The organism is Vreelandella sp. 162(4c) (assembly GCF_058152265.1).
In genome coordinates this window covers 3,905,839-3,932,350 of sequence record NZ_CM176981.1, presented here as the reverse complement: position 1 = coordinate 3,932,350, position 26,512 = coordinate 3,905,839, and the positions used below count along the sequence as shown (strand labels likewise).

The 26,512-nt window shown below is 55.0% G+C and carries 28 protein-coding genes; 6 read left to right on the top strand and 22 right to left on the bottom strand.

Annotated features, from left to right (window positions below; all coding sequences use genetic code 11):
* Positions 1-200 precede the first annotated feature (200 nt).
* The 3 genes from AC4EYZ_RS18050 to AC4EYZ_RS18040 are packed head-to-tail and all read left to right on the top strand — an operon-like array spanning position 201 to position 3,727.
* Positions 201-1,379: a Gfo/Idh/MocA family protein gene (locus tag AC4EYZ_RS18050; RefSeq protein WP_141440732.1), complete on the top strand. Its 1,179-nt coding sequence runs from the start codon at positions 201-203 to the stop codon at positions 1,377-1,379.
* Between the two features lie 2 nt (positions 1,380-1,381).
* Positions 1,382-2,458: a sugar phosphate isomerase/epimerase family protein gene (locus AC4EYZ_RS18045; RefSeq protein ID WP_141440731.1), complete on the top strand. Its 1,077-nt coding sequence runs from the start codon at positions 1,382-1,384 to the stop codon at positions 2,456-2,458.
* 42 nt (positions 2,459-2,500) lie between these two features.
* On the top strand, positions 2,501-3,727 hold the full coding sequence (locus AC4EYZ_RS18040; protein WP_041158858.1) for a nucleoside permease: 1,227 nt from the start codon (positions 2,501-2,503) through the stop codon (positions 3,725-3,727).
* Positions 3,728-3,837: 110 nt separating this feature from the next.
* Here the strand turns inward: AC4EYZ_RS18040 and AC4EYZ_RS18035 are convergent, their stop codons facing one another.
* The 9 genes from AC4EYZ_RS18035 to AC4EYZ_RS17995 form a co-directional block, all read right to left on the bottom strand.
* A complete protein-coding gene (locus tag AC4EYZ_RS18035; RefSeq protein ID WP_474191055.1) occupies positions 3,838-4,116 on the bottom strand; it encodes a hypothetical protein in 279 nt (92 codons plus the stop codon).
* 410 nt (positions 4,117-4,526) lie between these two features.
* Positions 4,527-4,802, bottom strand: coding sequence for a type II toxin-antitoxin system RelE/ParE family toxin (locus AC4EYZ_RS18030; RefSeq protein WP_474191056.1), 276 nt, complete (start codon positions 4,800-4,802; stop codon positions 4,527-4,529).
* Entirely contained in the window at positions 4,799-5,071 is a 273-nt protein-coding gene (locus AC4EYZ_RS18025; protein ID WP_027958086.1) for a CopG family ribbon-helix-helix protein, read from the bottom strand. The genes AC4EYZ_RS18030 and AC4EYZ_RS18025 overlap by 4 nt, the downstream gene beginning before the upstream one ends.
* Positions 5,072-5,233: 162 nt before the next feature.
* Positions 5,234-5,932, bottom strand: a complete 699-nt coding sequence (locus AC4EYZ_RS18020; RefSeq protein ID WP_027958087.1) for a PQ-loop domain-containing transporter — start codon at positions 5,930-5,932, stop codon at positions 5,234-5,236.
* A 226-nt stretch (positions 5,933-6,158) separates the two neighbouring features.
* Complete coding sequence (locus tag AC4EYZ_RS18015) at positions 6,159-6,935, bottom strand: 3-keto-disaccharide hydrolase (protein ID WP_474191057.1); 777 nt, start codon at positions 6,933-6,935, stop codon at positions 6,159-6,161.
* Between the two features lie 17 nt (positions 6,936-6,952).
* Positions 6,953-7,612 carry a gluconate 2-dehydrogenase subunit 3 family protein gene (locus tag AC4EYZ_RS18010; protein WP_414127430.1) on the bottom strand — a complete coding sequence of 220 codons (660 nt, stop codon included), beginning with the start codon at positions 7,610-7,612 and terminating at the stop codon, positions 6,953-6,955.
* Complete coding sequence (locus tag AC4EYZ_RS18005) at positions 7,609-9,297, bottom strand: GMC oxidoreductase (protein WP_233974884.1); 1,689 nt, start codon at positions 9,295-9,297, stop codon at positions 7,609-7,611. The genes AC4EYZ_RS18010 and AC4EYZ_RS18005 overlap by 4 nt, the downstream gene beginning before the upstream one ends.
* A gap of 36 nt (positions 9,298-9,333) precedes the next feature.
* Positions 9,334-10,233, bottom strand: coding sequence for a hydroxypyruvate isomerase family protein (locus tag AC4EYZ_RS18000; RefSeq protein WP_474191058.1), 900 nt, complete (start codon positions 10,231-10,233; stop codon positions 9,334-9,336).
* Between the two features lie 47 nt (positions 10,234-10,280).
* Positions 10,281-11,168 carry a sugar phosphate isomerase/epimerase family protein gene (locus AC4EYZ_RS17995; protein ID WP_414127433.1) on the bottom strand — a complete coding sequence of 296 codons (888 nt, stop codon included), beginning with the start codon at positions 11,166-11,168 and terminating at the stop codon, positions 10,281-10,283.
* Positions 11,169-11,494: 326 nt separating this feature from the next.
* Between AC4EYZ_RS17995 and AC4EYZ_RS17990 the strand changes: the two genes are divergently transcribed.
* On the top strand, positions 11,495-12,346 hold the full coding sequence (locus AC4EYZ_RS17990; RefSeq protein WP_474191059.1) for a DMT family transporter: 852 nt from the start codon (positions 11,495-11,497) through the stop codon (positions 12,344-12,346).
* Positions 12,347-12,463: 117 nt separating this feature from the next.
* Positions 12,464-13,198 carry a ParA family protein gene (locus tag AC4EYZ_RS17985; RefSeq protein WP_474191060.1) on the top strand — a complete coding sequence of 245 codons (735 nt, stop codon included), beginning with the start codon at positions 12,464-12,466 and terminating at the stop codon, positions 13,196-13,198.
* A 161-nt stretch (positions 13,199-13,359) separates the two neighbouring features.
* Here the strand turns inward: AC4EYZ_RS17985 and AC4EYZ_RS17980 are convergent, their stop codons facing one another.
* The 7 genes from AC4EYZ_RS17980 to AC4EYZ_RS17950 all read right to left on the bottom strand — a co-directional run bounded on the left by AC4EYZ_RS17980 (position 13,360) and on the right by AC4EYZ_RS17950 (position 19,546).
* A complete protein-coding gene (locus AC4EYZ_RS17980) occupies positions 13,360-13,893 on the bottom strand; it encodes a DUF192 domain-containing protein (protein ID WP_141440722.1) in 534 nt (177 codons plus the stop codon).
* A gap of 2 nt (positions 13,894-13,895) precedes the next feature.
* Entirely contained in the window at positions 13,896-15,056 is a 1,161-nt protein-coding gene (locus AC4EYZ_RS17975) for an ABC transporter ATP-binding protein (RefSeq protein WP_474191061.1), read from the bottom strand.
* Positions 15,049-15,717, bottom strand: coding sequence for a molybdate ABC transporter permease subunit (modB, locus tag AC4EYZ_RS17970; protein WP_474191062.1), 669 nt, complete (start codon positions 15,715-15,717; stop codon positions 15,049-15,051). The genes AC4EYZ_RS17975 and modB overlap by 8 nt, the downstream gene beginning before the upstream one ends.
* Before the next feature lie 13 nt (positions 15,718-15,730).
* On the bottom strand, positions 15,731-16,507 hold the full coding sequence (gene modA, locus AC4EYZ_RS17965; protein WP_041158871.1) for a molybdate ABC transporter substrate-binding protein: 777 nt from the start codon (positions 16,505-16,507) through the stop codon (positions 15,731-15,733).
* Entirely contained in the window at positions 16,494-17,969 is a 1,476-nt protein-coding gene (gene pyk, locus AC4EYZ_RS17960) for a pyruvate kinase (protein WP_039859403.1), read from the bottom strand. Before pyk ends, modA begins: the two co-directional genes overlap by 14 nt.
* 118 nt (positions 17,970-18,087) lie before the next feature.
* A complete protein-coding gene (locus tag AC4EYZ_RS17955; protein WP_474191063.1) occupies positions 18,088-18,576 on the bottom strand; it encodes an ureidoglycolate lyase in 489 nt (162 codons plus the stop codon).
* A gap of 139 nt (positions 18,577-18,715) precedes the next feature.
* Positions 18,716-19,546, bottom strand: coding sequence for a bifunctional allantoicase/(S)-ureidoglycine aminohydrolase (locus tag AC4EYZ_RS17950; protein ID WP_474191064.1), 831 nt, complete (start codon positions 19,544-19,546; stop codon positions 18,716-18,718).
* 247 nt (positions 19,547-19,793) lie between these two features.
* On the opposite strand from AC4EYZ_RS17950, the gene AC4EYZ_RS17945 reads away from it, so the two are divergent.
* Positions 19,794-21,242, top strand: a complete 1,449-nt coding sequence (locus AC4EYZ_RS17945; RefSeq protein ID WP_474191065.1) for a YfcC family protein — start codon at positions 19,794-19,796, stop codon at positions 21,240-21,242.
* An 11-nt stretch (positions 21,243-21,253) separates the two neighbouring features.
* Here AC4EYZ_RS17945 and AC4EYZ_RS17940 read toward each other — a convergent pair whose 3' ends face one another.
* The 6 genes from AC4EYZ_RS17940 to puuE form a co-directional block, all read right to left on the bottom strand.
* Positions 21,254-21,982 (bottom strand): amino acid ABC transporter ATP-binding protein, encoded by a 729-nt coding sequence (locus AC4EYZ_RS17940; protein WP_474191066.1) that lies wholly within the window; start codon positions 21,980-21,982, stop codon positions 21,254-21,256.
* Positions 21,963-22,619 (bottom strand): amino acid ABC transporter permease, encoded by a 657-nt coding sequence (locus AC4EYZ_RS17935; RefSeq protein WP_474191067.1) that lies wholly within the window; start codon positions 22,617-22,619, stop codon positions 21,963-21,965. The genes AC4EYZ_RS17940 and AC4EYZ_RS17935 overlap by 20 nt, the downstream gene beginning before the upstream one ends.
* Entirely contained in the window at positions 22,616-23,293 is a 678-nt protein-coding gene (locus tag AC4EYZ_RS17930; protein ID WP_474191068.1) for an amino acid ABC transporter permease, read from the bottom strand. The genes AC4EYZ_RS17935 and AC4EYZ_RS17930 overlap by 4 nt, the downstream gene beginning before the upstream one ends.
* A gap of 8 nt (positions 23,294-23,301) precedes the next feature.
* Complete coding sequence (locus AC4EYZ_RS17925) at positions 23,302-24,156, bottom strand: transporter substrate-binding domain-containing protein (RefSeq protein WP_141440716.1); 855 nt, start codon at positions 24,154-24,156, stop codon at positions 23,302-23,304.
* A gap of 322 nt (positions 24,157-24,478) precedes the next feature.
* On the bottom strand, positions 24,479-25,354 hold the full coding sequence (locus tag AC4EYZ_RS17920) for a MurR/RpiR family transcriptional regulator (protein ID WP_041158875.1): 876 nt from the start codon (positions 25,352-25,354) through the stop codon (positions 24,479-24,481).
* Between the two features lie 22 nt (positions 25,355-25,376).
* Positions 25,377-26,312, bottom strand: coding sequence for an allantoinase PuuE (puuE, locus tag AC4EYZ_RS17915; RefSeq protein WP_027958104.1), 936 nt, complete (start codon positions 26,310-26,312; stop codon positions 25,377-25,379).
* Positions 26,313-26,512 lie beyond the last annotated feature (200 nt).

The following is a 26,512-nucleotide window of genomic DNA, read 5'->3' as shown; positions in this document are numbered from 1 at the left end:
TCAGCTTAACGTATCCCAGCGTTAAACTCAGCGCGCGATTTCCCAACCCTTCGCGCGCACCGATAGACCTTTGTCGCATTGACGCTTATAGCGTAAAGCCCTAATTTCAAGCCAAATGTAACCGGTTACATTATCGTCTGTACAAGCGCAGCAAGCGCCACCTGAAAATTCATAAGTTTTATTAAAGCAGGAGCCTCTCTATGCCGCGACCCAATCAACCCCGCATCCGCTTAGGCATGATCGGCGGCGGACAAGGGGCGTTTATCGGCCAAGTTCACCGCTTAGCTGCTCGCCTCGACGATACCTGCGAGCTGGTATGTGGCGCCTTTAGCCGCTCGGCGGATAACAACCAACTGACTGGCGAAGCGTGCCACCTCCCCGACGAGCGTATTTACGCTGACTGGCAGCAATTACTGGAAGGCGAGCAGCAACTTCCCGCCGAACAACGCATGCAGTTATTGGTGATCGTAACGCCTAATCATCTTCACGTGCCGATCGCGGAAGCGGCCATGCAGGCAGGTTTTCATGTGTTCTGCGAAAAGCCGGCGGCAGTATCGCTCCAAGAAGCTCAGCGCTTAGCAGCAAGCTGGCATGCCAGCGGCTGCCTGTATGGCTTGGCGCATACCTACTTAGGCTACCCCATGGTATGGCAAGCCCGAGAAATGGTGAGCGAGGGCCAAATAGGTAGCATTCGCAAAATTCATGTGGAGTATCCCCAGGGCTGGCTAGGCGAGCGTTTAGAACAGCAGGGTAATAAACAAGCCGCGTGGCGCACCGACCCTTCGCTCGCAGGTATCAGCGGCTGCATGGCCGACATTGGCACCCATGCTTTCGGCCTCGCCGAGTTTATTTCCGGACATCGTGTTAGCGCTCTCTGCGCCTCGCTTGCCAGCCACGCCGATGGCCGCCAATTAGACGATGATGGCGATGTACTGCTGCGCACCGATCAAGGCGCCAGCGGAACCCTCATTGCCAGCCAGATCTGCAGCGGGGAAGAAAACGCACTTAAAATACGTATTTACGGCGACAAAGGGGCGTTGGAGTGGCACCAAATGGAGCCCAACAGCCTGTTCTACCGCCCGCTTCAAGCACCGATGCGCACCCTCCGTGCGGGCATCGACCAACCCGACCTTTTCCCCAGCGCGATGCAGCGCTTGCGCCTACCCGGCGGCCACCCTGAGGGGTATCTGGAAGCACTCGGCAACCTTTACCGCGACTTTGCCCACGCCATTCATCAAGGCAAGCAAGGCGACGTTGAGGGCGTTCCCGGCATGGTCTCCGGGCTACGTGGCATGGCGTTTATCGAGGCCGTCACCACCAGCGCCAAAAGCGAACAGAAATGGACACCACTGCCTGCCACTCAACTAACGGGAGCCTAATCATGCCCAACACCCACAAAGGCATCCGCGGGCCCGCCATTTTCCTGGCCCAGTTTATCGGCGACGAAGCGCCTTTCGATAGCCTCGAAGGAATCGCTCGCTGGGCGGCCGAACAGGGCTATCAAGCCATTCAGCTACCCACTGCAGACAGTCGTTTTATCGACTTGCGCCAGGCCGCTGAAAGCCAAAGTTACTGCGATGAGTTAAACGCCCGCTGCGAAAAAGCCGGCGTTGTGATCAGCGAACTCTCGACCCACTTACAGGGCCAACTGGTCGCCGTGCATCCCGCTTGCGACGACTTATTCGATGACTTCGCCCCCGCTGAACTACACGGCAAGCCCCAAGAGCGTACCGAGTGGGCCATTGAGCAGTTAAAACTGGCTGCCAAAGCTAGCCAACTGCTTGGTTTAACGGCTCACGCGACGTTTTCCGGGGCGCTGCTATGGCCCTTTGTTTATCCCTGGCCCCAACGTCCTGAGGGGCTAGTCGAAGAAGGGTTCAACGAGCTGGCCCGGCGGTGGCGGCCAATTCTGGATGCCTTTGATGAGGCAGGTGTTGATCTGTGCTTTGAGATTCACCCTGGCGAGGATCTTCACGACGGTGCGTCTTTCGAGCGGTTCCTGGCGGCAGTGGACAACCATCCACGGGCGAAAATTCTTTATGACCCCAGTCACTTACTGCTGCAGCAGTTGGATTATCTCGAGTTTATCGACCGCTACCACGAGCGTATCGGCATGTTCCACGTTAAAGACGCTGAATTTAACCCCAATGGCCGCAGCGGCGTTTATGGCGGTTACCAGGGTTGGGTAGAGCGCCCTGGACGCTTCCGTTCATTAGGCGATGGGCAGATCGATTTCAGCGGGATTTTTAGCCGCCTGACGCAGTACGGATTTGATGGCTGGGCGGTGCTTGAGTGGGAGTGCTGTATTAAGGACGCCGCCCAAGGCGCTGCAGAGGGCTCACCTTTTATCGAAGCCCATCTGATTCAACCCGCCGGTCGCGCTTTTGATGATTTTGCCGGTGTCACCACCAGTGTTTCGCGCAACCGTCGAATTCTTGGTCTTCCTTCACACCGTTAATTGACTGTTTTTTTAATCACAACCACAACAAAGGATCACGTCATGGCTATGATACGCACACGACTCAGTATCATGATGTTTTTGCAGTTCTTTATCTGGGGCGGCTGGTTTGTCACCCTGGGCACCTTCCTGGCCAACAACCTCAACGCCAGCGGTGGTCAGATTGGCATGGCGTTCTCCACCCAATCCTGGGGTGCCATTATTGCCCCTTTCATTATTGGCTTGATCGCTGACCGCTATTTCAACGCCGAGCGTATTCTCGCCGTACTCCACTTAGCAGGCGCTGCGTTAATGTACGGCCTGTATGTCGCCAGCGATTTCAGTACGTTTTACCCGTTAGTGTTGATGTATATGATTATCTATATGCCGACACTGGCGCTGGTTAACTCAGTCTCTTTTCGCCAAATGAGCGACCCAGGCCAGGAGTTCGCCAAAATCCGCGTATGGGGAACCATCGGTTGGATTATCGCGGGCTTGGGTATCAGTTACTTATTCGCCTGGGACTCTTCTCAAGGCATCGCCGACGGCATGCTGCGTAACACCTTTTTGATGTGCGCTATCGCATCATTAGCCCTAGGCCTATACAGCTTTAGCCTGCCCGCCACGCCGCCTAAAGCAAACGGCCCGGTTGGCTTAAAAGAAGTACTAGGGCTAGATGCACTGGCCCTGCTAAAAGACCGCAACTACGCCATCTTCTTTATCGCCTCTATTCTGATTTGTATTCCGCTGGCATTTTATTACCAAAACGCCAACCCTTTTCTGGCAGAGATCGGCGTGACCAATCCAACCGGCAAAATGACCCTGGGCCAGGTATCGGAAGTGCTGTTTATGCTGTTGCTACCGGTCTTTATTCATCGCTTTGGTATCAAGAAAACCTTGCTGATCGGTATGCTGGCGTGGGCGCTACGCTATGCGCTGTTTGCGTTCGGTAACGCCGATGAGATGGTGTTTATGCTCTTGATTGGTATTGCACTGCATGGCGTGTGCTACGACTTCTTCTTCGTGACCGGCCAAATCTACACCGATGCCCGCGCAGGGGAGAAGTTTAAAAGCTCTGCCCAGGGCATGATCACGCTGGCCACTTACGGGGTAGGCATGCTAATAGGCTTCTGGGTAGCCGGTCAGATTACCGATCACTTCTCCACCAACGGCGCGCACGACTGGCAAGGCATCTGGATGTTCCCAGCAGCATTTGCTATCGCGGTGCTGGTGTTGTTCTACCTCACCTTTAAAAACGATAAAAGCGTAACGGCTAAGCCTAACGTGTAAGGGTATAGAGCATAATAACAGCCGGGTGTATTGGCGGCACCCGGCTTGCTATTTTATAAAGTTTTCAAATACTTAATGAGCACAACATCCCCGTAAAACGGCTTTATTTGTTACACACTAAAAAGGCCCGATATTGCGCCTACGACAACCTCAACAATAGTCATGATACCTTCAGCTACCGACATGACGATTTCTAGCAGCACCCCTAAAACTCCCTCACTGCTGGCAATCACGGGTATTGAGATACCAGCGAGAGCAATCCCCATCGCGCCAATCGCCACCACTTCAAACCCAATGATCACAATATAAAGTAGCGCCCCGATTAACGCACTTGCACAAACTGAGTTTAGCGTCTTGATCTTCACTGACCTTTGTTTTCTAGCCGCCACTCCTTTGCCTCCTGACAATAGAATTAAACTCATCTAAATGAATGGCACAGCCGAAATCTAAAACTGTCCGAGCAAATACAGAGCCAACACAATCAATGCAATCAAGCCCACTACTGCACACAAAGCGCCGTCGGATCGACTCCTATGCTCATCGAGATATATCACTTTAGAAGCCGAAGGATATTTTCCCAAAGTAACTAGTTTACAGATTGGCCAACCAACCCAGTAACAAATTGTTCTAAAGAATACCTCTGCCAGTATGTAACCTATTCCCCTAAAAAACCCCCTGCCTATCTCTTCAAAAAAGCCGTCCATAAAACTCCCTTTCGGTTAAACGTAAATACATAACCAAATCCGCTTTCTTTTCACTTCTATTTTGCCATAGCCGGGAATTGCAGCTGGCTTAATGGCTAACGCTCACCTTCCAGTTCGTGCCATACGCGCAGAATAATGATGACGCTCGGATGTACTGAATAGCGGATAACGTACTTACCAAAGACCATGTCACGAACAGAATCCGGTGCCATTTCAACCGGCGTTCCCATTTTGGGGAGGTCTGGCAGTAAGTCGATTTTGCCGACCAGCTCAGCTGCTATCCGGCCGGCTGCTGATGGATTATGGATGGCGATGAACTCTCTAAGGCGCTGCAAATCTTCAATGGCTTCATTCGTGTAAACCAGTTTCACCTATCCGACCTCGGCGCATCCTGCTCATTTTCCGTTCCCCAGCTATTGAGCCAACGATGAACCTCGCTGCTATCAACCACCTTCCCCTGTGCGGCAGACTCCATTGCCTCCAGCGTTTGCCTCCAACGCTCTTGCTCAAGCTGTTGCTTCTCGATGTATTCCGACAACGCCTGGTTGATCACCCAGCCTTTGCTCCGGTGGAGCCTGCCTGCGATAGCTTCCAGATGCTGTTCAACATCCGCCTGAAGACGAACTGTAGTGACACCCATATTTATACCCTCAACCCCGATGACTACAATGTATTACAGCATAGTCAATGAGATTGCTGCAAAAATTTAATCTCGTACCCAGCATCACGCACGGCTGGGGAATAGTGCAGTGACCATCGCCGTAGCAGGCCTTGTTGTAGCATCTTTCGAACCCGCTCATACTTAGTGATAGCCGACTCTGGCCTCTGTCTCCAGCTTCTCTGGATATAGTAGGAAGGTAATGGTTACACCGAGTTTTAAGATACCGCTGACAGCCCCCATTAGTATCAAAGGCCAACCAAGCTCAAGTCCGAGCACAATTCCAAAAAATACGTTCGAAACGTCCTTGGCAAAGAAAACCAATGTCATGGGAAGCGAGAGAGCTCCAGTGCATTTCGCTTGCCATATTTTCCTTATTTGCTGAATACCGCCCTGAAGAATGATCAGTGTTGCGAAAACAGCAAGGGACTCTGCTGCCACTTCACCCAGATGGCTTACTTCCTCCCGAAAAAATAAAGCTCCGAACGCTGCTAGCAAAGCAACTGAAGCGGTTAAAAATGGCGCCCTTTGCGATAGAGGCGACCGATCCAGGAAGATCTCAAACAGTACGATCCATGTGGCCAGTGAAGCAATCAATCGAGTAAAGAAGATATAATAATCAATATCTTCTAGCATTATCGAATAAAGCAAAAATGAATAGAACGCGATGAAGCTTGAAAAGAAACCATTCACCGAAAGTGACTGGGTCGCGTAGCCGAGCTCAGCTCCTCTTGGGTCGGCAATTTTCCGTTGCCGTATCTTTCTAATCTGAACAACCAAACCTACCAGGCACCCAAGAAAGAGAAGCGAGCTGATAGTTCCTGCCACGTTGTAAAGAGTCATAACACTTCCATGCTTTTCCCAAGTTATAACCGTGATTATACCGCGCATCTAATTATTGAATGATGAGAACAGTTAATTTTACCTAATAATATTGTATGGAAAAGCAACGTACAAAACACTAACCCGTGATGAAAAAAGTTCGAGGCCTGCCAAAAAGCCCAGCCCCCGATACTATCTAGCATCAGAAGACTGGGCTTGCTCGCTTAGGGTGCTTAAAAGCGCTCTGCTATAACTCTCTTACCCAAATGTTTCGAAAGCTAACGCCTGCATCGTGATCCTGCAGGTAAATGGGCGCGCAGCCGTGGGCTTCGTCGTAGTTGGGTTCGCCAATCCACTCGGTGGTGCCTTGCACTTCAGCATGGTGCTGAACCACTACACCGTTATGCAGAACGGTGATGTAGGCAGGCGATTCAAGGGCGCCTTCATCATCAAAACGTGGCGCGGTGTAGAGGATGTTATAGCTCTGCCACTCACCGGGCGGGCGGGATGCGTTGACTAACGGAATATGCTGTTTGTAGATAGATGCCGCTTGGCCGTTGGGATAGGTCGGGTTGTCATAGGAGTCCAGCACTTGCACTTCATAACGCTCCTGCAGGAAGACGCCGCTATTGCCACGATCTTGACCCTCCATGCCATCGATATCGGCCGGCGCTCTCCACTCCAAGTAGAGCTGCACGTCGCAGAAATCCTGACGTGTGCGTATTCCTCCCGCGCCGCGATTCACCGTCATCACGTCGTCTTTCACGTGCCACTCGGCTGGCCCGCCCTCTTCGGCTTCCCACGCGCCTAAACCTGTGCCATCGAATAGCACGATCGCATCGGAAGGAACGCCCGTCTCAGGCACCGAAACCAAAGGTGGCACAGGCTCCCACACTTCTGTTTTGGTGGATTGCTGTTCGGGTGTCAGCGACTTATCCGAGCCGCCCTCCTGAGCCGCACTGTCGAATGCCAACAAACTGCCACAAGCCAATAAGCAGAATGCCTGGGTGTATTGATAGTTCATCAATGCTCTCCTTTCCATTATGTGGCCCAAGCAGGCTCGCCGTTATAGGGCGCGCAGCCGTCGTAACGGCCTGGCACCGCTTCGTAGCGCAAGACTTCCGTCGCGCCAACTTCTGAGGTGAAGAAGCCGAACAGCGTTAACTGCTTCATCATGGTGAAATAGTGTGGAAGCGTTTCCTCGCTATCCGCGTGCTCCTGGGATGACTGGTTTTCTGCCGTTTGATTTCGAGCGGTCTGGGTCTCTGCGGTCAGTGCCTCAGCAGGGGTTGGCTGCTCTCTACGAGCCTGTTGCTGGGCGTGCGCCATCGCTTCGCGATCCAACTCGGTTATGAGCTCTAACCGCTGCTCGCCACTCAGCGCTATAAAATCGCGTTCGTAGGCCGCTCGGCTACGCGCTTCAAGCTGCGCTAAACCAAAATAGAACACCTCTCTTTCTGAGGGCGTATAGCAGTCGCTGACGAACAGGGCCATAAACTCCCCGACGCCAGCGTCTTTAGCACCTGGGGTATCGGTTCTCGGCAGAATGGTTTCGGCAAGCTCGTCCAGCCGCTCTACATCACGGCTGCTAAAGGGATGGCCTGACTGGCCAGCATCGCTAAAGGCAAATAGGGATTTGCCTCCAATCATCGCTGTACCGGTCGTCAGGGCGATCATTTTGAGTAATTCGCGACGATTCATGACAAGTTCCCCCGCTTCAGCTCTTCCACTGCATAGTCCACCGCCCGAGCGGTAAGCGCCATATAGGTTAGAGAAGGATTTACACAAGAGGATGACGTCATGCAGGCGCCATCCGTAACAAACACATTGGGCGCATCCCACACCTGGTTGTGGCTATTGAGCACTGAGGTTTTCGGGTCACGGCCCATACGCGCGGTGCCCATCTCATGGATCCCCATGCCTGGCGCGTAATCGCCTACGTCGCCTTTGACGTTCTTCACGCCCGCGGCCTCAAGTAAGTCGACCGCATCTTGAACCATGTCCCGACGCATATCGCGCTCGTTTTGCTTGAGCTCCACGTTGATCGACAACACCGGCAGCCCCCATTTATCGCGAACGCTGTGGTCAAGGGAGATGCGGTTATCGTGATCGGGCAGCATTTCGCCGAAGCCTGTCATACCGATCGTCCAACCGCCTGGCTGGCTAAGTGCTTGCTTTAAATCAGTGCCGATATTGAGCTCTGCAATTTCGCGATCCCAGCCCTCGCGGCTCGCCGCTCCTTGATAACCAAACCCGCGCACGTAGCTTCGCTGCTCATCGCCTACGTTGCGAAAGCGCGGAATGTAAAAGCCCGCAGGACGGCGTCCGAAGTAGTATTTGTCGAGATAGCCTTCCACTTCGCCACTGGCACCGCAGCGGAAGTGGTGATCCATCACGTTGTGACCCAGTTCGCCGCTGCTACTGCCCAAGCCCCCTTCCCAGACATCGGTGGCGGAGTTCATCAAAATCCAGGTAGTGTTGAACGTAGACGCATTGAGGAAGATGACATCAGCGGTGTACTCATGGACTTCATGGGTCTCAGCGTCAATCACCTCAACGCCCCGCGCCCGCTGACGGTCTTTGTCGTACAGCACCTGGCTGACAATCGAGAATGGCCGTAACGTTAGATTACCTGTGGCCACCGCCGCGGGAAGCGTGGCGGACTGGGTGCTGAAATAGGCACCATAAGGGCAACCCAGCCAGCATTTATTGCGGTATTGGCAGTTGACGCGATTTTGTTCCGGCTTTGGCTGGGTAATATTGGCGACTCGGCTGTGGATAAGATGGCGCTGCCCACCAAAGGCTTCTTTAATACGCTTGGCGGCATCTTCTTCCACACAGTTAAGCGGTATTGGCGGCAGAAACTCGCCATCGGGAAGAATATCTAACCCTTCCTGGGTGCCTGCAATACCGGCAAAGCGCTCCACATAGTCATACCACGGGGCGATATCTTCATAGCGAATCGGCCAATCAATGGCGATACCTTCACGCTGGTTGGCCTCGAAGTCCATAGGGCTGAGCCGATAGCTTTGCCGCCCCCAAAGCAGTGAGCGCCCCCCTACGTGATAGCCGCGAAACCAGTCAAAGCGCTTCTCTTCCACGTAGGGATTGGCCTGTTCATCCGCCCACATGCCCATGGTGGCTTCATTAAGGGGGTAGTCGCGCCTGAGCACGGGGTGCTTAGCGATCATCTCCTGGGTCGGCTCATTACGGTGGGGATAATCCCACGCCTCTTTATTGGCATTGTGGTAATCCTTCACGTGTTCAATGTTGCGCCCACGCTCAAGCAGTAAAACCTTCAAGCCTTTCTCTGTAAGTTCTTTAGCGGCCCAGCCGCCGCTAATGCCTGAGCCAACCACGATGGCATCGTAGTGATTATCTGGCATGGTCATCTTCCTTATTGTGTTGTTGTTCGCGTCGAATCACACATCGCAGCGCTGAATAGCTGCCTGGAGTGATTCTATTTTTGCCTGTTGGCTAGTACGGTCAGGGAGAAATTCTTGGGCGATATAGCCCTGAAAGCCGGTATCTCGAATAGCGCGGCAAATCGCGGGGTAGTTGAGCTCTTGGGTGTCGTCTATTTCATGGCGCCCAGGCACACCGGCAGTATGGTAATGGCCGAAAAAGCGATGGTTTTCACTGATAGTGCGAATGACATCGCCCTCACTAATCTGCATGTGATAGATGTCATAGAGCAGCTTGAAGTTGGGCGAATCGAGGCGACGGCAAAGCTCAATGCCCCAAGCCGAGTTGTCACAAATATAATCGGGGTGGTCGATTTTGCTGTTGAACAGCTCCATCTGTAGCACCACGCCTTTTGCCTCTGCCTGGGCAAGAATCTCCTTCAGCCCCGTTTCGGCATTTTGCAAACCCTGTTCAGGGCTCATACCCCGGGCATTGCCGCTAAAACAAATGAGATTGGTGTAGCCCGCTTGGCTGACCAGATCGATATGATGGAGGTATCGCTCAATCAGCTCTGAGTGAAAGCGGGTATCGCCCCAGCCATCCTCAAGGCTCAACTCAGCGCCATTACACATGGAAGAGTCGAGCCCATACCGCTGAAGCACAGGCCACTCTTCTGGCCCCACCAGATCAATCGCCGTAATGCCCAACTCAGTTGAAAGCTGGCAAAGCTCTTCCAAAGATAGAAAATCGAATGTCCAACGGGCGACTGAATGATGGATATTGCCTTTTAGTGCCCGCTGAGAAGTCGTATCATCAGCTAGGGTTCGAGATCCAAGCTGAGGTAGCGCCGCCAGACCAATAGCACCGGTAACGCTGTGGCGCAGCAGGCTACGCCGATCAATAAGGTAGCGCTTCATAAAGCATCCTCGCGTTCGTCATCTAAATGAGATGGCCTAGGCGTGCATTACTCTTCTCGAAGCGCTGTCAGTTTTTCCTGTAAGAAGCTGTTGCCCTCGGTAATCACCGCTTCTGCGTCGAGTGGCATATCGTGTTCGATGATGTACCACTCAACATCAGCGGCCTCGATGGCGGGCAAGATTGCATCCCAATCCAGTACACCTTCCCCGAGTGTAGCGAAACCGCCCTCTTCTTCGGCGGTGCCTTCTGGAGCATTATCTTTGGCGTGTACAGCAAACAGTTGGCCATCGAAACGCGAGACATACTCAACCGGCTCAAACCCGCCACGTGCCACCCAGGCAATATCCAATTCCGCCAGCAGATCAGATCCAGCAGCATCAAACAGATGCTCTAACGCGGTTTTACCGTCATACACTTCCATCTCGAAATCATGGTTGTGGTACGCCAAGCGGAAACCTTCAGCATCTAGCTCAGCGGCAATATCACCTAGCTCTTTACCCAGCGCCTGCCAGCCTTCGGCATCGCTAGGGCGTGCGTCCTCGGCTAGATAAGGCATTGTTAAGGTGTCGTTACCCACCGCCTGATTGAAAGCCACCGTGTCGTCTAAGCGATTGCGCAAATCGTCTAGCTGCACATGACTTGAGATCACCTCAAGCGCGTGCTCTTCTAACAAAGCGTTGAGTTCTTCGGCTGTCACGTCCTGGGTGCCCACCGTCTCAATGGCAGAGATTCCCGCTCGATTTACGGCGGCTAACTGCTCCTCCAAATTGCCAAAATCACGCAGCGTATACATTTGAACAGCAATGGGTAATTCTGCTGTGCTGCTTTGTTGAGCTTGAACAACGCCAGGCACACTCAGCACTGACAGCGCCACTGCACTAGCAGCCAGCAGAGCCTGTGAACTCAAACGCTTTGGGCGTAGCGGGGTATCCATATCCACCTCATTGTTGTTGGATTGTTATATATTGTGAAAGCGCCGACGCAAAAATGTAATCGGTTACATTTTTTTAGAACATCTCAGTAAAATGTGCAAGTCAGCCGCTTTTTTTACCGCTTTTAAGGGGACAAAAAGGACTTAATACTCACACAAGTCAATTCACAAACAATTGATTATAAACAACATATAGACTATTAAAGAAAAACCTAATACTTTGGTATCAAGCAGTAGTGGCGTTTACCAACGGCTCATTTCACTATTATTTTTGCCGTCTCCCAAGCTGATACAATGGCTATCGTTTCCATCCACCAACGGACATCAACGTGCCACTACGCGACCTGCTGCTCGGCCTCTTTGTTATCGCCATTTGGGCGCTGAATATCATTGTTATCAAGGTCGGTGTAGCGGAGCTACCGCCGCTATTGATGACCACCCTACGTTTTATGCTGGTCGCAGTTCTGCTGGTGCCCTTCTACCCGGTGGCGCGAGTGCAATTGCCGTTTTTGCTACTGTTATCCATCACCTTCGGCAGCCTCCACTTCGCTCTTCTGTTTATTGGTTTGGAGCATGCAGAAGCAGGTACCGGCGCGCTTTTAGTACAGATGGGCACGCCCTTTGCCACATTGTTAGCGGTCATCTTTCTAAAAGAGAAGCTAGGCCCCAAACGGGTTGTCGGGCTGCTACTCTCTTTTGCTGGGGTAGTCGTACTGGCCGGTGGGCCAACGCTGCCCTCTCCTTTACCACTGGCGATTCTGTTGTGCAGTGCCATGGGCTGGGCGGTGTCGCAGCTGTTGATCAAGCGTGGCCCGCCCATTGCGCCGATGGCGTTGGCAGGCTGGGTGGCGCTGTTCGCGGTGCCTCAGGTAGGGTTGGGGTCATGGCTATTTGAGAGCGGTCAGTGGCAGGCGATGCAGCAAGCAACTTGGTTAGGCTGGGGGGCGATGATTTACACCGCCGTAATGTCGTCGATTGTCGCTTACGGGATTTGGTATGCGCTTTTACGCCGTCACCCGGTTAATCGCGTGGTACCCATGACGCTACTCGTACCGGTATTGGCAGTCGGCCTAGGCGCGCTGTTAATGGGCGACAGCCTAGGCGTGCATAAACTAGTGGGCGGCGGCTTAGTGGTCGCGGGTATAGCCCTGATTGTGATCAGATTTCGCCGCCGCCGATAAAGGTCATATCGAGGGAAATCAGCGTAGCGACATCGGCAGCAGCGCCGTCATCGAAACGTCACATATCCACTCAGGCCAATCAGTTAGACTGAACAGTCACCAAGCCGGGAGTTCCCTATGCAGATGCTGGCGCTTTACAGTATCAAGGGGGGCGTGGGCAAGACCGCCTCCGCCGTCAACCTCGCCGCCGAAGCGGCACGCGACGGCAGGCGAGTATTGCTGTGGGATCTCGATCCGCAGGCCGCCACCACCTTCTATCTACGCAGCAAACCCAAAGTGCGTGGTGGCGTCGACAAACTGGTCAAGGGCAAGGCCGATCTCGACCGGGCGATCCGCGAGACCGACATCGAAGGGCTCGACCTGCTGCCAGCGGCGCTGGGCTCGCGTGACCTGGAAGCGTCGATGGAAACCCGCAAACCCAGCCGGCTGCGTAAGATCCTCAAGCCGGTGATGAGCAGTTACGACCTGGTGATACTCGACTGCCCGCCGAGCCTGTCGGCACTCGCCGAGCAGATCTTTTCAAGCGTCGATGCCCTGCTAGTGCCGATGGTACCGACCACCCTGTCGTTGCGCACTCTTGAGCAACTGGACGGTCATCTCGACGCGGTCGACCATGCCTGCCCGATCTGGCCATTCGTGACCCTCGCCGACCGTCGCAAGACCCTGCACCGCCAGGTGATGGAGAGTCTCAGCGAACGCTGGCCGAGGCGCCTATCGACGACCGTGCCCAACGCCAGTGAGGTCGAGCGTATGGGTATCGAACGCGCTCCGGTCGGGCATTTCGCCCGCAGCAGTCGGGGCAGTCGCGCCTACACCGCGCTGTGGCGAGAGATCGCGCAGCGTATGCAATGACCTTCTGAGCTTCGCTCTGCTGTTAATTGGCTTGCAGCAGGCGGAAGAGGTACCGGCGCGCTGTTAAGGGACGACAGCCTAGGCGTGCATAAACGAGTCGGTGGCGGCTTAGTGGTCGAGGGTATAGCCCTGATCGTGGTCAGGTTTCGCCGCCGCCCAGTTTAATCTCCAGGCTGGCAGAAACCGGCTTCTTCAGGAATAGAAACACAGTCCCCTACTTTGATACCGCGCTCGGCAAAGTAGCCGCCATTAACCTCTAACGCTGAATGATAAGCCGCACCTGCAGGATAAGAGGGGCAGTCGCTCGGCGACGAGGATTCGCAGGGTTGCATGGTATTAATCGCCACAATCCGCCCATCGCTATCGATAAAGGCAATATCCAGAGGGATTAGCGTGCGATACATCCAAAAGGCATTGTTGGCCGACTGCTCGTTCTCAAAGCGAAACAGCATGCCACTTTTTTCGGGCAAGCTCTCACGCCCCATTAACCCGCGCTGACGCTGCGTAGCCGTTTCCGCCACTTCAACCTCTAGACGATGTGGGCCGCCCTCGCTGTGAATAGCCAGCGCCAGCGTCTGCATCTTTTGCGCAGATGCCTGCCCCCAAGCAAACGAGCTGAGTAGCGACATCGGCAGCAGTGCCGCCATCGGTAACAGTAAAGACGCCTTAAGCAGCGTGCGACGCGTGGGATCCATGCTTACTTCCTTTTGTCATGCGTATCTGCGCGAACTCGGTGGCCTGGCAAAAGGTAAATGCCTGCTGCCAGCAGCGAAACCTTCACCACGGCGCCGCTGGTTAACTGATTACGCCGGGCGGCATGGGTGGCAATATCAAAACGTAACATATCGCCGTGATCGACGCTTAGCGAAACTGAAGTGATGCCGCCCAGTACGACCAGTTCGCTAACGGTGGCAACGACCGGGTTCTCCCGCTCGCCGTGTGAAGGACGGCCGCGACGGTGAAGCACAATATCGGAGGGCGGCAAGTACCAGGTGACTTTTTCACCCAGCGTCAGATTATCTAGCCCCTCGGCTACCTCGAGATAATTTTCGCCCCACCGCAGCCGACGCTTGCCGCCCTCATCCACCACTATCCCTTCAAACAGATTATGGCGGTCTAACAAGCGCGCCACCAGCGGCGACAACGGCCGACGAAAAAGCATCTCAGGAGCATCTTGCTGCAGGCTGACGCCGTTATGCAACACGCAGATTTGATCGGCCAGCGCGGCGGCTTCTTCCAGGTCGTGGGTCACCAGTACAATAGGGATGTCGATCTGCTGACGCAGCAGCGCCAGCTCGCGCTGCAAACGCCGCCGGGTCACTTGATCCACCGCCGAAAACGGCTCATCGAGTAACAGCACTTTGGGGTCACGGGCCAAGGCACGGGCCAGCGCCACCCGCTGGCGCTGGCCCCCCGAAAGCGCGTTGGGGTAGCGCTTGCCCAGCCCGTCTAAACGCACCTTGGCTAGCCACTGCTCGGCCTGTTCACGGCGTTGCGGTTGGGGCAGGTGGCGCAGAGGGAGCTGAATATTTTGTGAGGCGGTTAGGTGCGGAAATAGCGCATAGTCCTGAAACACTATGCCGACCTGTCTACGCTGGGGCGAGAGTGAATGCTTACGCTCGGCGTCAAACCAAACCTCTCCAGCGCACTCCACTCGCCCGCCCTGGGGGCGATAAAGCCCGGCAATAGTGCGCAGCAGCGTGGTTTTGCCGCTGCCCGATGGCCCTACCAGCGCCAGCAGTTCACCGGGTTGGCAAACAAACTCGGCGGCCAGTGGAATCGGCCCCGTTTGATTGACCGCCACGCTCAACCCTGCAATCGGCCCAGAGACCGGCTCTGTGATGCGCGAATCAGCCACGTACCCACCGCCTGCGCCCGGCCAGACCATAGACGAGCCCCAAGGTAATAAACGATACCAACAGCAACAGCGCCGACATCTGTGCAGCGCCCTGTTCATCGAAGGCCTGGACGCGATCATAGATGGCAATGGCGAGAGTGCGGGTTTCACCATCAATGGCGCCACCCACCATCAAGATGACGCCAAATTCGCCCAGCGTATGGGCAAAGGTAAGCGCTGCCGCTGACATAATGCCTGGCCACACCAAGGGCAGCTCGATGCGCAGCAGCGTCTGCCAAGGGCTTAGCCCACTGCACCAAGCCGCTTCACGCAGGTTGTGGGGCACATGTTCAAAGGCACGCTGAATGGGCTGCACGGCAAACGGCAAATTGGCGATCAGGGAGGCCAATAGTATGCCAGTGAAAGTGAAATTCAGCCCGCTACCGGTCATTCCTGCCCAAAACGAGCCCACTGGCGCGTCGCGGCCAAAGCTCAACAGCAGATAAAAGCCCAGTACGGTAGGCGGCAATACCAGCGGTAATGCGATCAGCGCTTCACATAGCCCTTTGCCGCGGAAACGCGCATAGGCCAGAGAGCGACCTAGCCAAATAGCGATGGGTAGCAGGATAAGACAGGTGAACGCCGCTAGGCGTAATGAGACCGAAAGCGCCGACCAATCCATTATGCTCCTTCCATTATTCGACGCTAAACCCGTAGGTACGCAAAATGGATTGTCCCTCGTCCTCTTGCAACCACTGATAGAAGGCCGTGGCAATATCTCCAGCCTGATTGGTCAGTACCATTCGCTGGCGTAGTGGGCTATGCCACTCTTCAGGGATAAGTACGTACTCACTTCGCTCACCTAGTGTGGGAGCCAGCGCCAAGGAGTAAGCCACCAGCCCACCGCGCGCATCGTCGGAGAGCGCAAACTGCGCCGCCTGGGAGACATTTTCGCCCAGTATCCGCAGCGGCTCTGTTTGCTCCCAAAGCCCGGCGTACTCAAGCGCCTGCCGCGCCGCCACGCCATAGGGGGCGTGTTCGGGGTTGGCCAGGGCGATGCGCTCAGTAGTCCCCGCCTCTAACGCGGTTTTAACCGCTTCAAGCGGCGTCTCCTCGTTAGGTAAATCACCACGCCCTGCGCGCTGCAGCCACACTAAACGACCAATGGCGTAAATCACGCCCTCATCTTGTGTGTAGCCCTCCTCATAAAGCGCTTGAACGTAGCTCTCGTCAGCGGAGAGATAGAGCTCAAAGGGCGCGCCCTGGGCAATTTGACGCCGGAAGTTGCCTGACGAGCCAAAGTTTAGCCGTAGGGCGTGGCCGGTTTCCTGCTGAAACTGCTCGGCGGCTTCTGTCAGCGCAAACTGTAGATCAGAGGCCGCCGCCACGATAGGCGCCTCCGCCTGCGCAGGGGAACCTATCAGAAGCAAGCAGGCGAGCAGCAACCCATGCGCTAATTTAGCTTTTAGCATGCTCGTCAGTAATCTCCATTACCTTCATGGTATTGGTGCCGCCATGGGCGTTCATATGGTCGCCGCGAGTTAGGATTACATGGTCGCCAGGTTTGGAGATACCGGTCTTAACCAGCATCTCGAGGGCCCGGTCGTTTAGCTCGGTGGCGCTCATTGCGGAGGTATCGAACGGTAGCGAAACAACACCGCGGTAGAGCGCCATGCGGCGTTGGGCAATGGGATTATGCGCCAAGCCAACAATCGGCAGGCCCGAACGAATGCGCGAAGCGATCAGCGGTGTATAGCCCGATGAGGTCATACAGGCAATCGCGGTAATGCCGGTCATATGGTTGGCCGCGTACATGGCGGAGAGCGCAATGGTCTCGTCAGGGCGGGAAAAGCCTTCATGAATACGGTGACCGGACTCCTGGGCGGTTTTTTCCCGCTCAGCTCCCAGGCAAACACGTGACATGGCTTCTACGGTTTCCAGCGGGTAGTCGCCCGCCGCGGTTTCCGCCGAGAGCATGACCGCATCGCTGCCATCCAGCACCGCGTTGGCCACGTCAAACACCTCAGCGCGGGTGGGAAGAGGCGCTGAAATCATGCTCTCCATCATTTGCGTGGCGGTAATGACCGCACGGTTGAGCGAACGCGCTCGTTTGATCATGCGCTTTTGCACGCCGACCAACTTGGCATCGCCAATTTCTACGCCTAGATCACCTCGCGCCACCATGACCGCCTCAGAAGCTTCGATAATGCCATCCAGGGTGGCATCATCCGCTACGGCTTCGGCACGTTCGACTTTGGCCACCAGGCCAATCTCTTTACCCGCCTCACCTAATAAGCGGCGTGCTTCGAGCATATCTTCAGCATGGCGGGGGAAAGAAATGGCCAGGTAATCGACGCCAATCTCAACGGCGGTCTTAAGGTCTTCTTTATCTTTTTCAGTCAATGCCGGAGCGGAGAGCCCACCGCCCTGCTTGTTGATACCTTTATGGTTAGAGAGCTTGCCTCCCACGACCACGGTGGTATGCACCTGTTGGCCGTCAACACGGGCCACGTCCAGCACCAAGCGCCCGTCATCTAACAGCAGGCGGTCGCCGGCGGTCACGTCTTGGGACAAGGTCTTATAGTCGCAGCCGACTTGATGCACATCGCCCGCATCGCCATCCAGCGCCATATCAAGAATAAACGGCTGGCCCTCTTTAAGCACCACGGCCCCATCTCTAAACCGCGCAATACGAATCTTGGGCCCCTGTAGATCACCCAACACCGCGACGCTGCGGCCTAGCTTGGCGGCTATTTCACGTACCTCGGTTAGTCGGCGGCGGTGATCATCCGCTGTGCCATGGGAGAAGTTAAGACGCACCACATCGACACCCGCCTTGAGCATGGCTTCCAATACGCCTTCCCGGTCGCTGGCAGGCCCAAGGGTGGCGACAATTTTGGTACGACGGATCGAGGAGAAGTGCAGTGCGTTCATAATGTTCCAACCATGCAATTTAGCGTGTAGTGACTTTTATTAAGTAACTCTATCCAGTAACCCTAGCTTACCAGTTTAACGCGCTCTATATGACAGCAGTGCAACGCAGAGGGTTGGTTTAAGTCAACGTCACGGTGATAGTGAGAGGAAACTCATCGCAGTTATTGCCATCACCGCCGCGATCCACTACCAAAAACTCGCCTTCACGCTCCAGCACCGATTGAATGGCGTGCCAGGTGCCTGCTCGGTAGTTCACCCCTTGGCGGCCATCGGTGACAAACGCTCGCACGTCTGCAGGGTTAATATGTTCCCCCGGTGGGGCTACCACCACAATAAAGCGCTCCTGGTGCAGCGGCATAAACGCCTGACTGCCCTGGGGGTGACGCTCTAAAAACGTTAGCTCCAACGGCAGTGTAATCGGCTGGCTCACGAAGATATTAATCAGCGTGTGAGCGTTTTCGCCCAGTGTTTCCACCTTGGCAAGATTATGGTGGCGCTGCGTGCGCCCGGCGTTGATGGGAAACGACGTGGAGGTGCGCGCATCAATCACATCGCCAAAAGGGGCGAAGGCGTCAGCCGTTAGCGGCTCGGCTTTTAGTTCTAGCATAGAGTTATCCTTGAAAGCTGACCTCGAGATATATTTCAGTCGAGGGCAGGCCTACGAGGAGGCGCTGTGAACCCATCCTTGGGCGCTACCTATGCCATCCATAGCATAGGACCTCCTCTTCGGCCTGCCCTCGCCTTTCTTATCGTGCACTTAGGCGAAGAGAGGCATGGCGATTAACATCTTTGTACAGCAGGTACCTAAATGGCCCGGGGCCAGCGGCGTAGCAGGCCTGGGGGCAGAAGGCGCGTAGCCACATAAAATCACCAGCTTCTACCTCTACCCAATTTTGATTCAGGTGATAAACGGCCTTGCCTTCGAGCACATAAAGGCCGTGTTCCATGACATGGGTTTCATCGAAAGGAATCACGCCGCCGGGTTGAAAGGTAACGATATTGACATGCATATCGTGGCGAACGTCCGCAGGGTCGACAAAGCGTGTGGTGGCCCAGCGTCCTTCGGTGCCCGGCATTTCGATAGGCGCAATGTCCTGCTCGTTGGTGACAAACGCCGTTGGCACCTCGAGCCCTTCCACAAACTCATAGGCCTTGCGTACCCAGTGGAAACGTACCGGCGCGTTGGATTCGTTGCGCACCTGCCACGAGCTGCCAGGGGGAATAAACGCATAGCCGCCGGGCTGCAGGGTGTGGCGCTCACCCGACAAAGTAAGCGTTAACTCACCTTCCACAATAAACAGTACGCCTTCCGCCTGGGAGTCTGGCTCAGGCTTATCGCTGCCCCCTTGGGGCTGGACTTCCATAATGTACTGGGAGAACGTCTCGGCGAACCCCGACAGCGGCCGCGCCAGCACCCACAGCCGGGTGCCTTCCCAAAAGGGAAGATTGCTGGTGACGATGTCGCGCATCACGCCTTTGGGGATCAGCGCATACGCTTCAGTGAACACGGCGCGATCAGCGGTGATTTGCGTTTGCGGCGGGTGCCCGCCGGTGGGAGCGTAGTAAGTAGCTGGCATTTTTAAACCTATTTGACTTAGTAAAAACACAAGTTATTCATCTTGTATACAAGATTAGCTAACCACAATAAAGCAATCTTTAACAAAGCTCTTGTGAAACACTCCTCCCAATAGTAACTTCTTTAGAAACGTTCGTTTCATAATTCTAAGATCATGCGAGCATGTCCAAAAACAGCAACCTCGGCGCGGCGTGACGCCCGCTAACCGCTGCTCAGGTCAGCTACTTATAACAAACGCGAGGCATAGCATGTCCCAACACACCCCCTCTTCGTCTTCCTCAGATCGCCCCACGCCCAAGAAAAGCTGGTGCCGGATCCCTGACATTTACGCGGTTCTGTTCATATTTATCGCCCTGGCCGCGATAGCAACGCACTTTGTGCCGGCCGGGCAGTTCGAGCGTGTTCCTGGCCCGAATGGGCGCATCACTATCGACCCGAACTCTTATGAGCAGATCGCTTCGTCACCAGTTGGCATCGTCGACTTTATGCTGGCGATCCCGAATGGCTTAATGAGTGCCGGTGAAGTTGTCTTTTTCACCTTCATGATCGGCGGTATGTTCATGGTGCTAAGGCGCACCGGCATTATTGAAATAGGTGTGGACAAGCTAACGCGCCGCTTTGCGCGACAGAACCTGCTCACTATCCCCGTGTTGATGACGGTTTTTGCCCTCATAGCGACGGTTATCGGTACCCAAGAGTTGGCGCTGGTCTATGTGCCGGTCATCTTGCCGCTGATGATTGCCTTGCGCTTTGATTCAGTCACGGCCGCGGCGGTGGCACTTTGTGCTACCACGGTCGGTTTCACGACGGGTGTGCTCAACCCCATCAATACCGGCCTAGGACAGCAACTCTCAGATCTTCCTCTCTACTCCGGCTATGGCTTGCGCGTTGTGGCATTTGTGGTGATGTTAGCCGCGGCCATTTTCTTCGTTATGCGTTACGCCCGTATGGTGCATCAAACACCTTCACTTAGCCTGCTGAGCAGTGACACTAGCGAATCCGAAAAACGCTCGCTTTATCAACATGCTGACAATAGCCCAGCCTTAATCGCCAGCGCTCGCCAGAAGCTCGCGGCCATCGCCACCTTCGCCTTCTTCGCGGTACTCGTCTATGGCGTACTGCAGCAAGGCTGGTTCATGATGGAAATGGCAGGCCTGTTTATCATCATGGGCATTGTTGTGGGCCTAATAGCAGGCCTCGACACCGACGAAATATGCGCAGGCTTCAACCAAGGCTTCCGAGACGTGCTGGTCGGCGCCATGATCGCCGGCGTCGCACGCGGTGTTGCCGTGATGCTGGAAGATGGCCAAATCATGGACACGCTGGTGTTCGGGCTCGGCAATCTTGTCGGAGGCCTGCCCACTCTGCTCTCGGCGATTGGCATGTTCTTCGCCCAGCTAGGCTTCAATTTCATTGTCCCCTCCGGTAGCGGCCAAGCACTGGTCACCATGCCACTGATGGCACCGCTCTCCGACATCATCGGCGTCACCCGCCAAACGGCAGTGCTGGCGTTCCAGTTGGGTGACGGTATCGGCAATATTTTATACCCGACCTCAGGCTACTTTATGGCGACCCTGGCGCTGGCGGGTGTGCCGTGGCAAAAGTGGGTCAAATTCTTCTTCCCACTTTTTTGCGTCTGGATAGCGATTGCCCTGGGCTTTCTTATTTTCGCCCAGGCAACCCAGTGGACCGGCTAGAAGTGGATCGACTAGAGCACGGCAGAGATAAACTGCTTTAGCTCCGGCGTTTGTGGGTTGCTGAATAACTCTCTGGGGGCGCCCTCTTCATGGATGCGCCCCTGGTGCATAAACACCACGCGGTCGGCCACATCACGTGCAAAGCTCATTTCATGGGTGACCAGAATCAGCGTCACGCCCTCGGCCGCCAACGCTTCCAATACGCGCAGCACTTCCCCGACCAGCTCAGGGTCAAGTGCTGAAGTCACCTCATCGCAGAGCATCACTTTGGGGCGCATGGCCAGCGCCCGGGCGATGGCGACCCGCTGCTGCTGACCACCGGAAAGCTGCGCCGGGTAGGCATCGTATTTGTCGGAGAGGCCCACTTTCTCAAGCACTTCGCGGGCGACTTTTTCGACCTCGGCTTTCTCCTCGCCACGCACCACCAGCGGCGCCAAACAGACGTTCTCACCCACGGTTTTATGGGGAAACAGATTAAAGCTTTGGAATACCATGCCGACGTTTTCACTCAGCTCTTTGGGCGACATTGACGCCGCATCGAGCTGCTTATCGGCAATGGTGATCTCGCCGCTGTCATGTTTTTCCAGCTGATTCAGGCAGCGCAGCAGGGTACTTTTACCCGAGCCACTGCGACCAATAATCGCCACCACTTCGCCTTGCGCAACTGAAAGGTTGATACCTTTAAGCACTTCCAGGTCGCCAAAGGCTTTATGAACGTTATCAACGTAAACCAGCGTCATAGAGCTTTTTCTCCAGATAGCGCGCGTAGCAGGAAAGTGGGTAGCACAGCGCGAAGTAAAGCAGAGCCACAAGGGCAAAAATGGTGAAGGGTTCGAAGGTGGCGTTATTGAGCATGGTGCCCGCCTTGGTCAGCTCGACAAAGCCGATGATGGAGGCCAGCGCCGTGCCTTTGATGACCTGTACCGAGAAACCCACCGTGGGCGGAATCGAAAGCCGCAGCGCCTGAGGTAGAATCACATGGCGCATGGTCTGGAAGTAGTTCATGCCCAGCACCCGCGCCGCGTGCCACTGCCCTTTGACAACCGCCTCTAAACAGCCGCGCCAGATGTCACATAGAAAAGCACTGGTGAATAGTGTCAGTGCGATGGAAGCCGCCAACCAGGCAGAGATCGGATGCCCCATGGCAGCAGCGCCAAAGAAGATCAAAAACAGTTGCATCAACAGCGGCGTACCTTGGAACAGGTCAACATAAAGAGACGTTAAGCGCTGCAGCCAGCGGTTGCTGGAGAGGCGCATAAAGGTCAGTAGCAGTCCCACCGTCGCACCGCCCACAAAGGCAATCAACGACAGCACAATGGTCCAGCGGGTTGCCAGCAGCAGGTTGCGCAGAATGTCCCAGAAGGTGAACTCAATCATCGCTGTTCTCCATGCTGATAGGCGAATACCCGCTTGCCAACCAGCATAAAGCTGCGCCGCATGCCGAAGGCGAGGAGCAAATAGACCAGCGTGATCAGCAGGTAGACTTCAAAGCTGCGAAAGTTGCGCGATTGGATAAAGTTAGCAGCATAGGTCAGGTCAAATACCGATATTTGCGACACCACCGCCGAACCCAGCATCACAATGATCGACTGACTGATCAGCGCGGGGTATACCCTGGCAAACGCGGGCACCAGCACGATATGGCGATAGCTTTGCAGTGTGGTCATGCCCAGTGCACGCCCAGCTTCTAACTGCCCTTTCGCCGTGGCGCTAATACCGGCGCGTAGAATCTCGGCGCTGTAAGCGGCCAGGTTGAGCGTCATGGCAATAAACGCCGCGGTAATGGCATCAATTTTAATGCCGAGCCCCGGCAGTCCAAAGAAGATAAAGAACAGTTGCACAATGAAGGGCGTATTGCGGGTTACTTCGACGTAGCCGCCTAGCCCCCAGCGCACCCATGGCTGCGCGTTGACGCGTAAATACGCCACTGCCACCGCCAGCGCTAGCCCCGTCAAGGTGGTCACCACGGTCAAAACGACCGTGGTGGTAAGACCTTTGAGGAGCTCACTGGCGTAGGGCAACAGGGTAAGAAAATCGAGTGTTGGCCCCATGCTAAACCTCAGCTACCGAAGTTTTCAGGCAGGTCGGCACTGAACCAGCGCTGAGATAGCTCATTCAGGGTGCCATCTTCCAGGCCTTGTGCGATCAGGCGATTCACTTCTTCCATTAACGCTGGCTCGTTTTTATTCATGCCCACGTAGCAGGGTGAATCTTTGAGCTGATAAATCAGCGAGGGCGCACGGTCGCTGTTTCGTTCGGCGATTTCGGCGGCGACTACGTTACCGGTGGCTACGTAATCGACCTGACCGGAAAGAAACGCAGAAATGGTGGTGGCGTTGTCTTCAAAGCGCTGCACCGTCGTGGAGTCCGGGGCAATATTGGAAAGCTCCATATCTTCCACGGCACCGCGGGTTACCCCAATGGTTTTATCGGCCAGTCCTTCTGGGCCTTCCACGCTTTCATCTTCATCAGCGCTGAACACGCCTAGAAAGAACGGCGCGTAGGCATCAGAGAAATCAATTGCCGCTTCACGCTCCGGGTTCTTACCCAGGCTAGAGATCACCAGGTCCGCCTGGCCGGTCTGTAAGTAAGGGATACGGTTAGCGCTAGTCACGGTAATCAGTTCTAGCTGAACGCCCATTTCGTCAGCGAGGTATTGGGCCATATCAATATCGTAGCCGCGCGGCTGCAAGTCGGTGCCTACCGAGCCAAACGGTGGAAAATCTTGCGGGACAGCTATCCGGATAGTGCCGCGTGATTCGATATCTTCTAGCGCATCCGCCTGAACGTTTGGGCTAGCGGTAATAGCACCGAGGGCCACAGCGGCACTCAGCCCTGTGGCTAAAACACCGGACTGTAGGCGTTTGAATTGGTTAGAGAAAGAGTGATTGAAACGGTGCGATAGCGATTTCATGGTGTTCTCCTAATAAGAGCAGCCTGACAAGGGCATGTCGGCCAGTGAGTAGCCGTAGCGGTATTAGTAAGGGATGCAGAGCGAGTGAAAGCTTTGTTGCATAAAACCCAACAAAGAAACTTTCGTTTCACCTGACCACCTATTAGCAACAGCGATACCAGAAGTGGCTAACGTTTTTTAGAACAGCAGCTTAGCGGACACGCAAAGCCACAACGCAGCGATTGCCGCGTTGAGAGGAAGGTATAAAAAGAGAGAGATGCAACGTTCTGGTGCAGTTTTCATCCTTTAATAGGACGAGATGCACCATTAAAGGTGGCCCAGCCTATTGAGCGCTCCAATCCACGCTCATCGTAGGCGCCTCCAACTCACTAAGCTCGGCGTAAACATCGCTGATCGCGCTGATGCGCTCTCGACCTTCTGCAAGGCGACGGTGCAGTACGCCGTTGGCAATCAGGCAGATCAGGCTATTGGTGGCGGCGTAGCTATCGAAGGCGGAGAGGCTTTCCAGCGGCGTTTCAAAAAACCACGTTACTTGTGAGGCGAAATTGACCGCGGTGGGGTCAGCCAGCAAGGCTACCTTGGCCGGTGAGCGCTCAAGTGCATTAATTAGCGAAGCAAATGCCGCTGGGCGGCGGCGAAAACCAAACAGCACCACCACGTCCTGCTCGGTGAGATCGACGATCTCTTCCGCTAACGACTGATTTGGATGAGGAACCACTCGCACCTGGGTGCGCGCCTGAATCAACTGCTGGCGAAAATGCAGCGCTAGCGGGTAGCTGTTACGAAAACCGATCACGACCACATGACGCGCGCTATCCAACCGCTCTACCAGTGCCGCAAATTGATCCGCCGCAATGCCATTTAAGCAGCGCTGCAGATTATCCTGCTCCCGCTGCAGATGGCGCTGAAACGGCGCCCCGGCCTCTTCCTGCATGGCGTTGGCGTCGATCACCAAAGGCACACCCAGGTTACGTAGCTGGCGGGCGTGGTCTTTAACGGTGCGGTAGCTCTCGAACCCCAGCCGCTTGAATAGGCGGCTAACCGTCGATTTGGATACCCCGGTCAAACGCGCCAAATCAGCGGCGCTATACACCGCCAGATCATCAAAGTGATCGAGAATAAAGCTCGCCACCCGCTGCTCCTGGGCAGTTAGCGCGTCAAACTGGGCGGTAATTCGCTGTCCGATATGCGGCGTCATAGCATCCTATTAAACTGCTTAATTAACGAGTTGCCGGGTGGTGCTCAGCCCAATGGCGGGCGATATCGACCCGCCGGGCAACCCACACGCGGTCGTGGGTTTCGATGTAATCCAAAAAGCGCTGCAGAGCGCGAAAACGCCCAGGGCGACCCAATAAACGGCAATGCATGCCCACCGAGAGCATTTTGGGTGCCTCCTCCCCTTCTGCGTAAAGTACATCAAAGGCATCGCGCAGGTAGGTAAAGAAGTGATCCGCCGTATTGAAACCTTGCGGCGCGGCAAAACGCATATCGTTGCTGTCCAGCGTGTAGGGCACGATCAGGTGGTTGTGGTCACTGCCCTGACTATCGGTCACCTGCGTCCAAAAAGGCAAGTCGTCGCCGTAGTAGTCGCTATCGTAAAGGAAACCACCTTCGTCTAGCACTAAGCGCCGGGTATTGGGACTATCGCGACCGGTGTACCAGCCTTGGGGTTTTTCGCCATAGAGGCGTTGAAAAATCTCCATGGCCTGCTGTAGATGCTCGCGCTCAACGTGCTCGGGCACTTCCTGATAGTGAATCCAGCGATAGCCATGGCAAGCAATCTCGTGGCCCAGCTCTTTAAATGCCAGGGCGACATCCGGGTTACGCTCCAGCGCCATGGCAACGCCAAACACCGTGAGCGGCAAATCACGCTTCTCAAATTCACGCAGAATGCGCCATACCCCGGCGCGAGAGCCGTACTCGTAGATCGACTCCATGCTCAAGTGGCGATCCGGATAAGCCGGTGCGCCGATAATTTCCGATAGGAACTGCTCGGAGCCTGAGTCGCCGTGCAACACGCAGTTTTCGCCGCCCTCCTCGTAGTTGAGCACAAACTGAACGGCAATTTTGGCCTTGTTTGGCCAGTTGGCATGGGGCGGGTTGCGTCCATAACCGATCAAATCGCGGGGATAGTGGCCCTTAGGTGACGACGACATAGCTAGCTCCTTGATTCATACAAACCATTCATACAAGCCCTGGCAGATCACTGGCAAATAGCCGCCCAGCAATACAGAAAAATATTTGTATACAAAATAGCGACATTCATAACCAACCGCAACGCGGTCGACCGCTAATCCTCTGACACGAATAGCGTTTCTCGGTTTAAAAGGCGTTAAGCCATTGAATCCTGAACAAA

Excerpts from the sequence above, each read along its gene's own strand:
- AC4EYZ_RS18050 (WP_141440732.1), top strand. The coding sequence starts at position 201 with ATGCCGCGACCCAATCAACCCCGCATCCGCTTAGGCATGATCGGCGGC.
- AC4EYZ_RS18045 (WP_141440731.1), top strand. The coding sequence starts at position 1,382 with ATGCCCAACACCCACAAAGGCATCCGCGGGCCCGCCATTTTCCTGGCC.
- AC4EYZ_RS18040 (WP_041158858.1), top strand. The coding sequence starts at position 2,501 with ATGGCTATGATACGCACACGACTCAGTATCATGATGTTTTTGCAGTTC.
- AC4EYZ_RS18025 (WP_027958086.1), bottom strand. The coding sequence starts at position 5,071 with ATGGGTGTCACTACAGTTCGTCTTCAGGCGGATGTTGAACAGCATCTG.
- AC4EYZ_RS18020 (WP_027958087.1), bottom strand. The coding sequence starts at position 5,932 with ATGACTCTTTACAACGTGGCAGGAACTATCAGCTCGCTTCTCTTTCTT.
- AC4EYZ_RS18015 (WP_474191057.1), bottom strand. The coding sequence starts at position 6,935 with ATGAACTATCAATACACCCAGGCATTCTGCTTATTGGCTTGTGGCAGT.
- AC4EYZ_RS18010 (WP_414127430.1), bottom strand. The coding sequence starts at position 7,612 with ATGAATCGTCGCGAATTACTCAAAATGATCGCCCTGACGACCGGTACA.
- AC4EYZ_RS18005 (WP_233974884.1), bottom strand. The coding sequence starts at position 9,297 with ATGCCAGATAATCACTACGATGCCATCGTGGTTGGCTCAGGCATTAGC.
- AC4EYZ_RS18000 (WP_474191058.1), bottom strand. The coding sequence starts at position 10,233 with ATGAAGCGCTACCTTATTGATCGGCGTAGCCTGCTGCGCCACAGCGTT.
- AC4EYZ_RS17995 (WP_414127433.1), bottom strand. The coding sequence starts at position 11,168 with ATGGATACCCCGCTACGCCCAAAGCGTTTGAGTTCACAGGCTCTGCTG.
- AC4EYZ_RS17985 (WP_474191060.1), top strand. The coding sequence starts at position 12,464 with ATGCAGATGCTGGCGCTTTACAGTATCAAGGGGGGCGTGGGCAAGACC.
- AC4EYZ_RS17980 (WP_141440722.1), bottom strand. The coding sequence starts at position 13,893 with ATGGATCCCACGCGTCGCACGCTGCTTAAGGCGTCTTTACTGTTACCG.
- modB (WP_474191062.1), bottom strand. The coding sequence starts at position 15,717 with ATGGATTGGTCGGCGCTTTCGGTCTCATTACGCCTAGCGGCGTTCACC.
- modA (WP_041158871.1), bottom strand. The coding sequence starts at position 16,507 with ATGCTAAAAGCTAAATTAGCGCATGGGTTGCTGCTCGCCTGCTTGCTT.
- pyk (WP_039859403.1), bottom strand. The coding sequence starts at position 17,969 with ATGAACGCACTGCACTTCTCCTCGATCCGTCGTACCAAAATTGTCGCC.
- AC4EYZ_RS17955 (WP_474191063.1), bottom strand. The coding sequence starts at position 18,576 with ATGCTAGAACTAAAAGCCGAGCCGCTAACGGCTGACGCCTTCGCCCCT.
- AC4EYZ_RS17950 (WP_474191064.1), bottom strand. The coding sequence starts at position 19,546 with ATGCCAGCTACTTACTACGCTCCCACCGGCGGGCACCCGCCGCAAACG.
- AC4EYZ_RS17945 (WP_474191065.1), top strand. The coding sequence starts at position 19,794 with ATGTCCCAACACACCCCCTCTTCGTCTTCCTCAGATCGCCCCACGCCC.
- AC4EYZ_RS17940 (WP_474191066.1), bottom strand. The coding sequence starts at position 21,982 with ATGACGCTGGTTTACGTTGATAACGTTCATAAAGCCTTTGGCGACCTG.
- AC4EYZ_RS17935 (WP_474191067.1), bottom strand. The coding sequence starts at position 22,619 with ATGATTGAGTTCACCTTCTGGGACATTCTGCGCAACCTGCTGCTGGCA.
- AC4EYZ_RS17930 (WP_474191068.1), bottom strand. The coding sequence starts at position 23,293 with ATGGGGCCAACACTCGATTTTCTTACCCTGTTGCCCTACGCCAGTGAG.
- AC4EYZ_RS17925 (WP_141440716.1), bottom strand. The coding sequence starts at position 24,156 with ATGAAATCGCTATCGCACCGTTTCAATCACTCTTTCTCTAACCAATTC.
- AC4EYZ_RS17920 (WP_041158875.1), bottom strand. The coding sequence starts at position 25,354 with ATGACGCCGCATATCGGACAGCGAATTACCGCCCAGTTTGACGCGCTA.
- puuE (WP_027958104.1), bottom strand. The coding sequence starts at position 26,312 with ATGTCGTCGTCACCTAAGGGCCACTATCCCCGCGATTTGATCGGTTAT.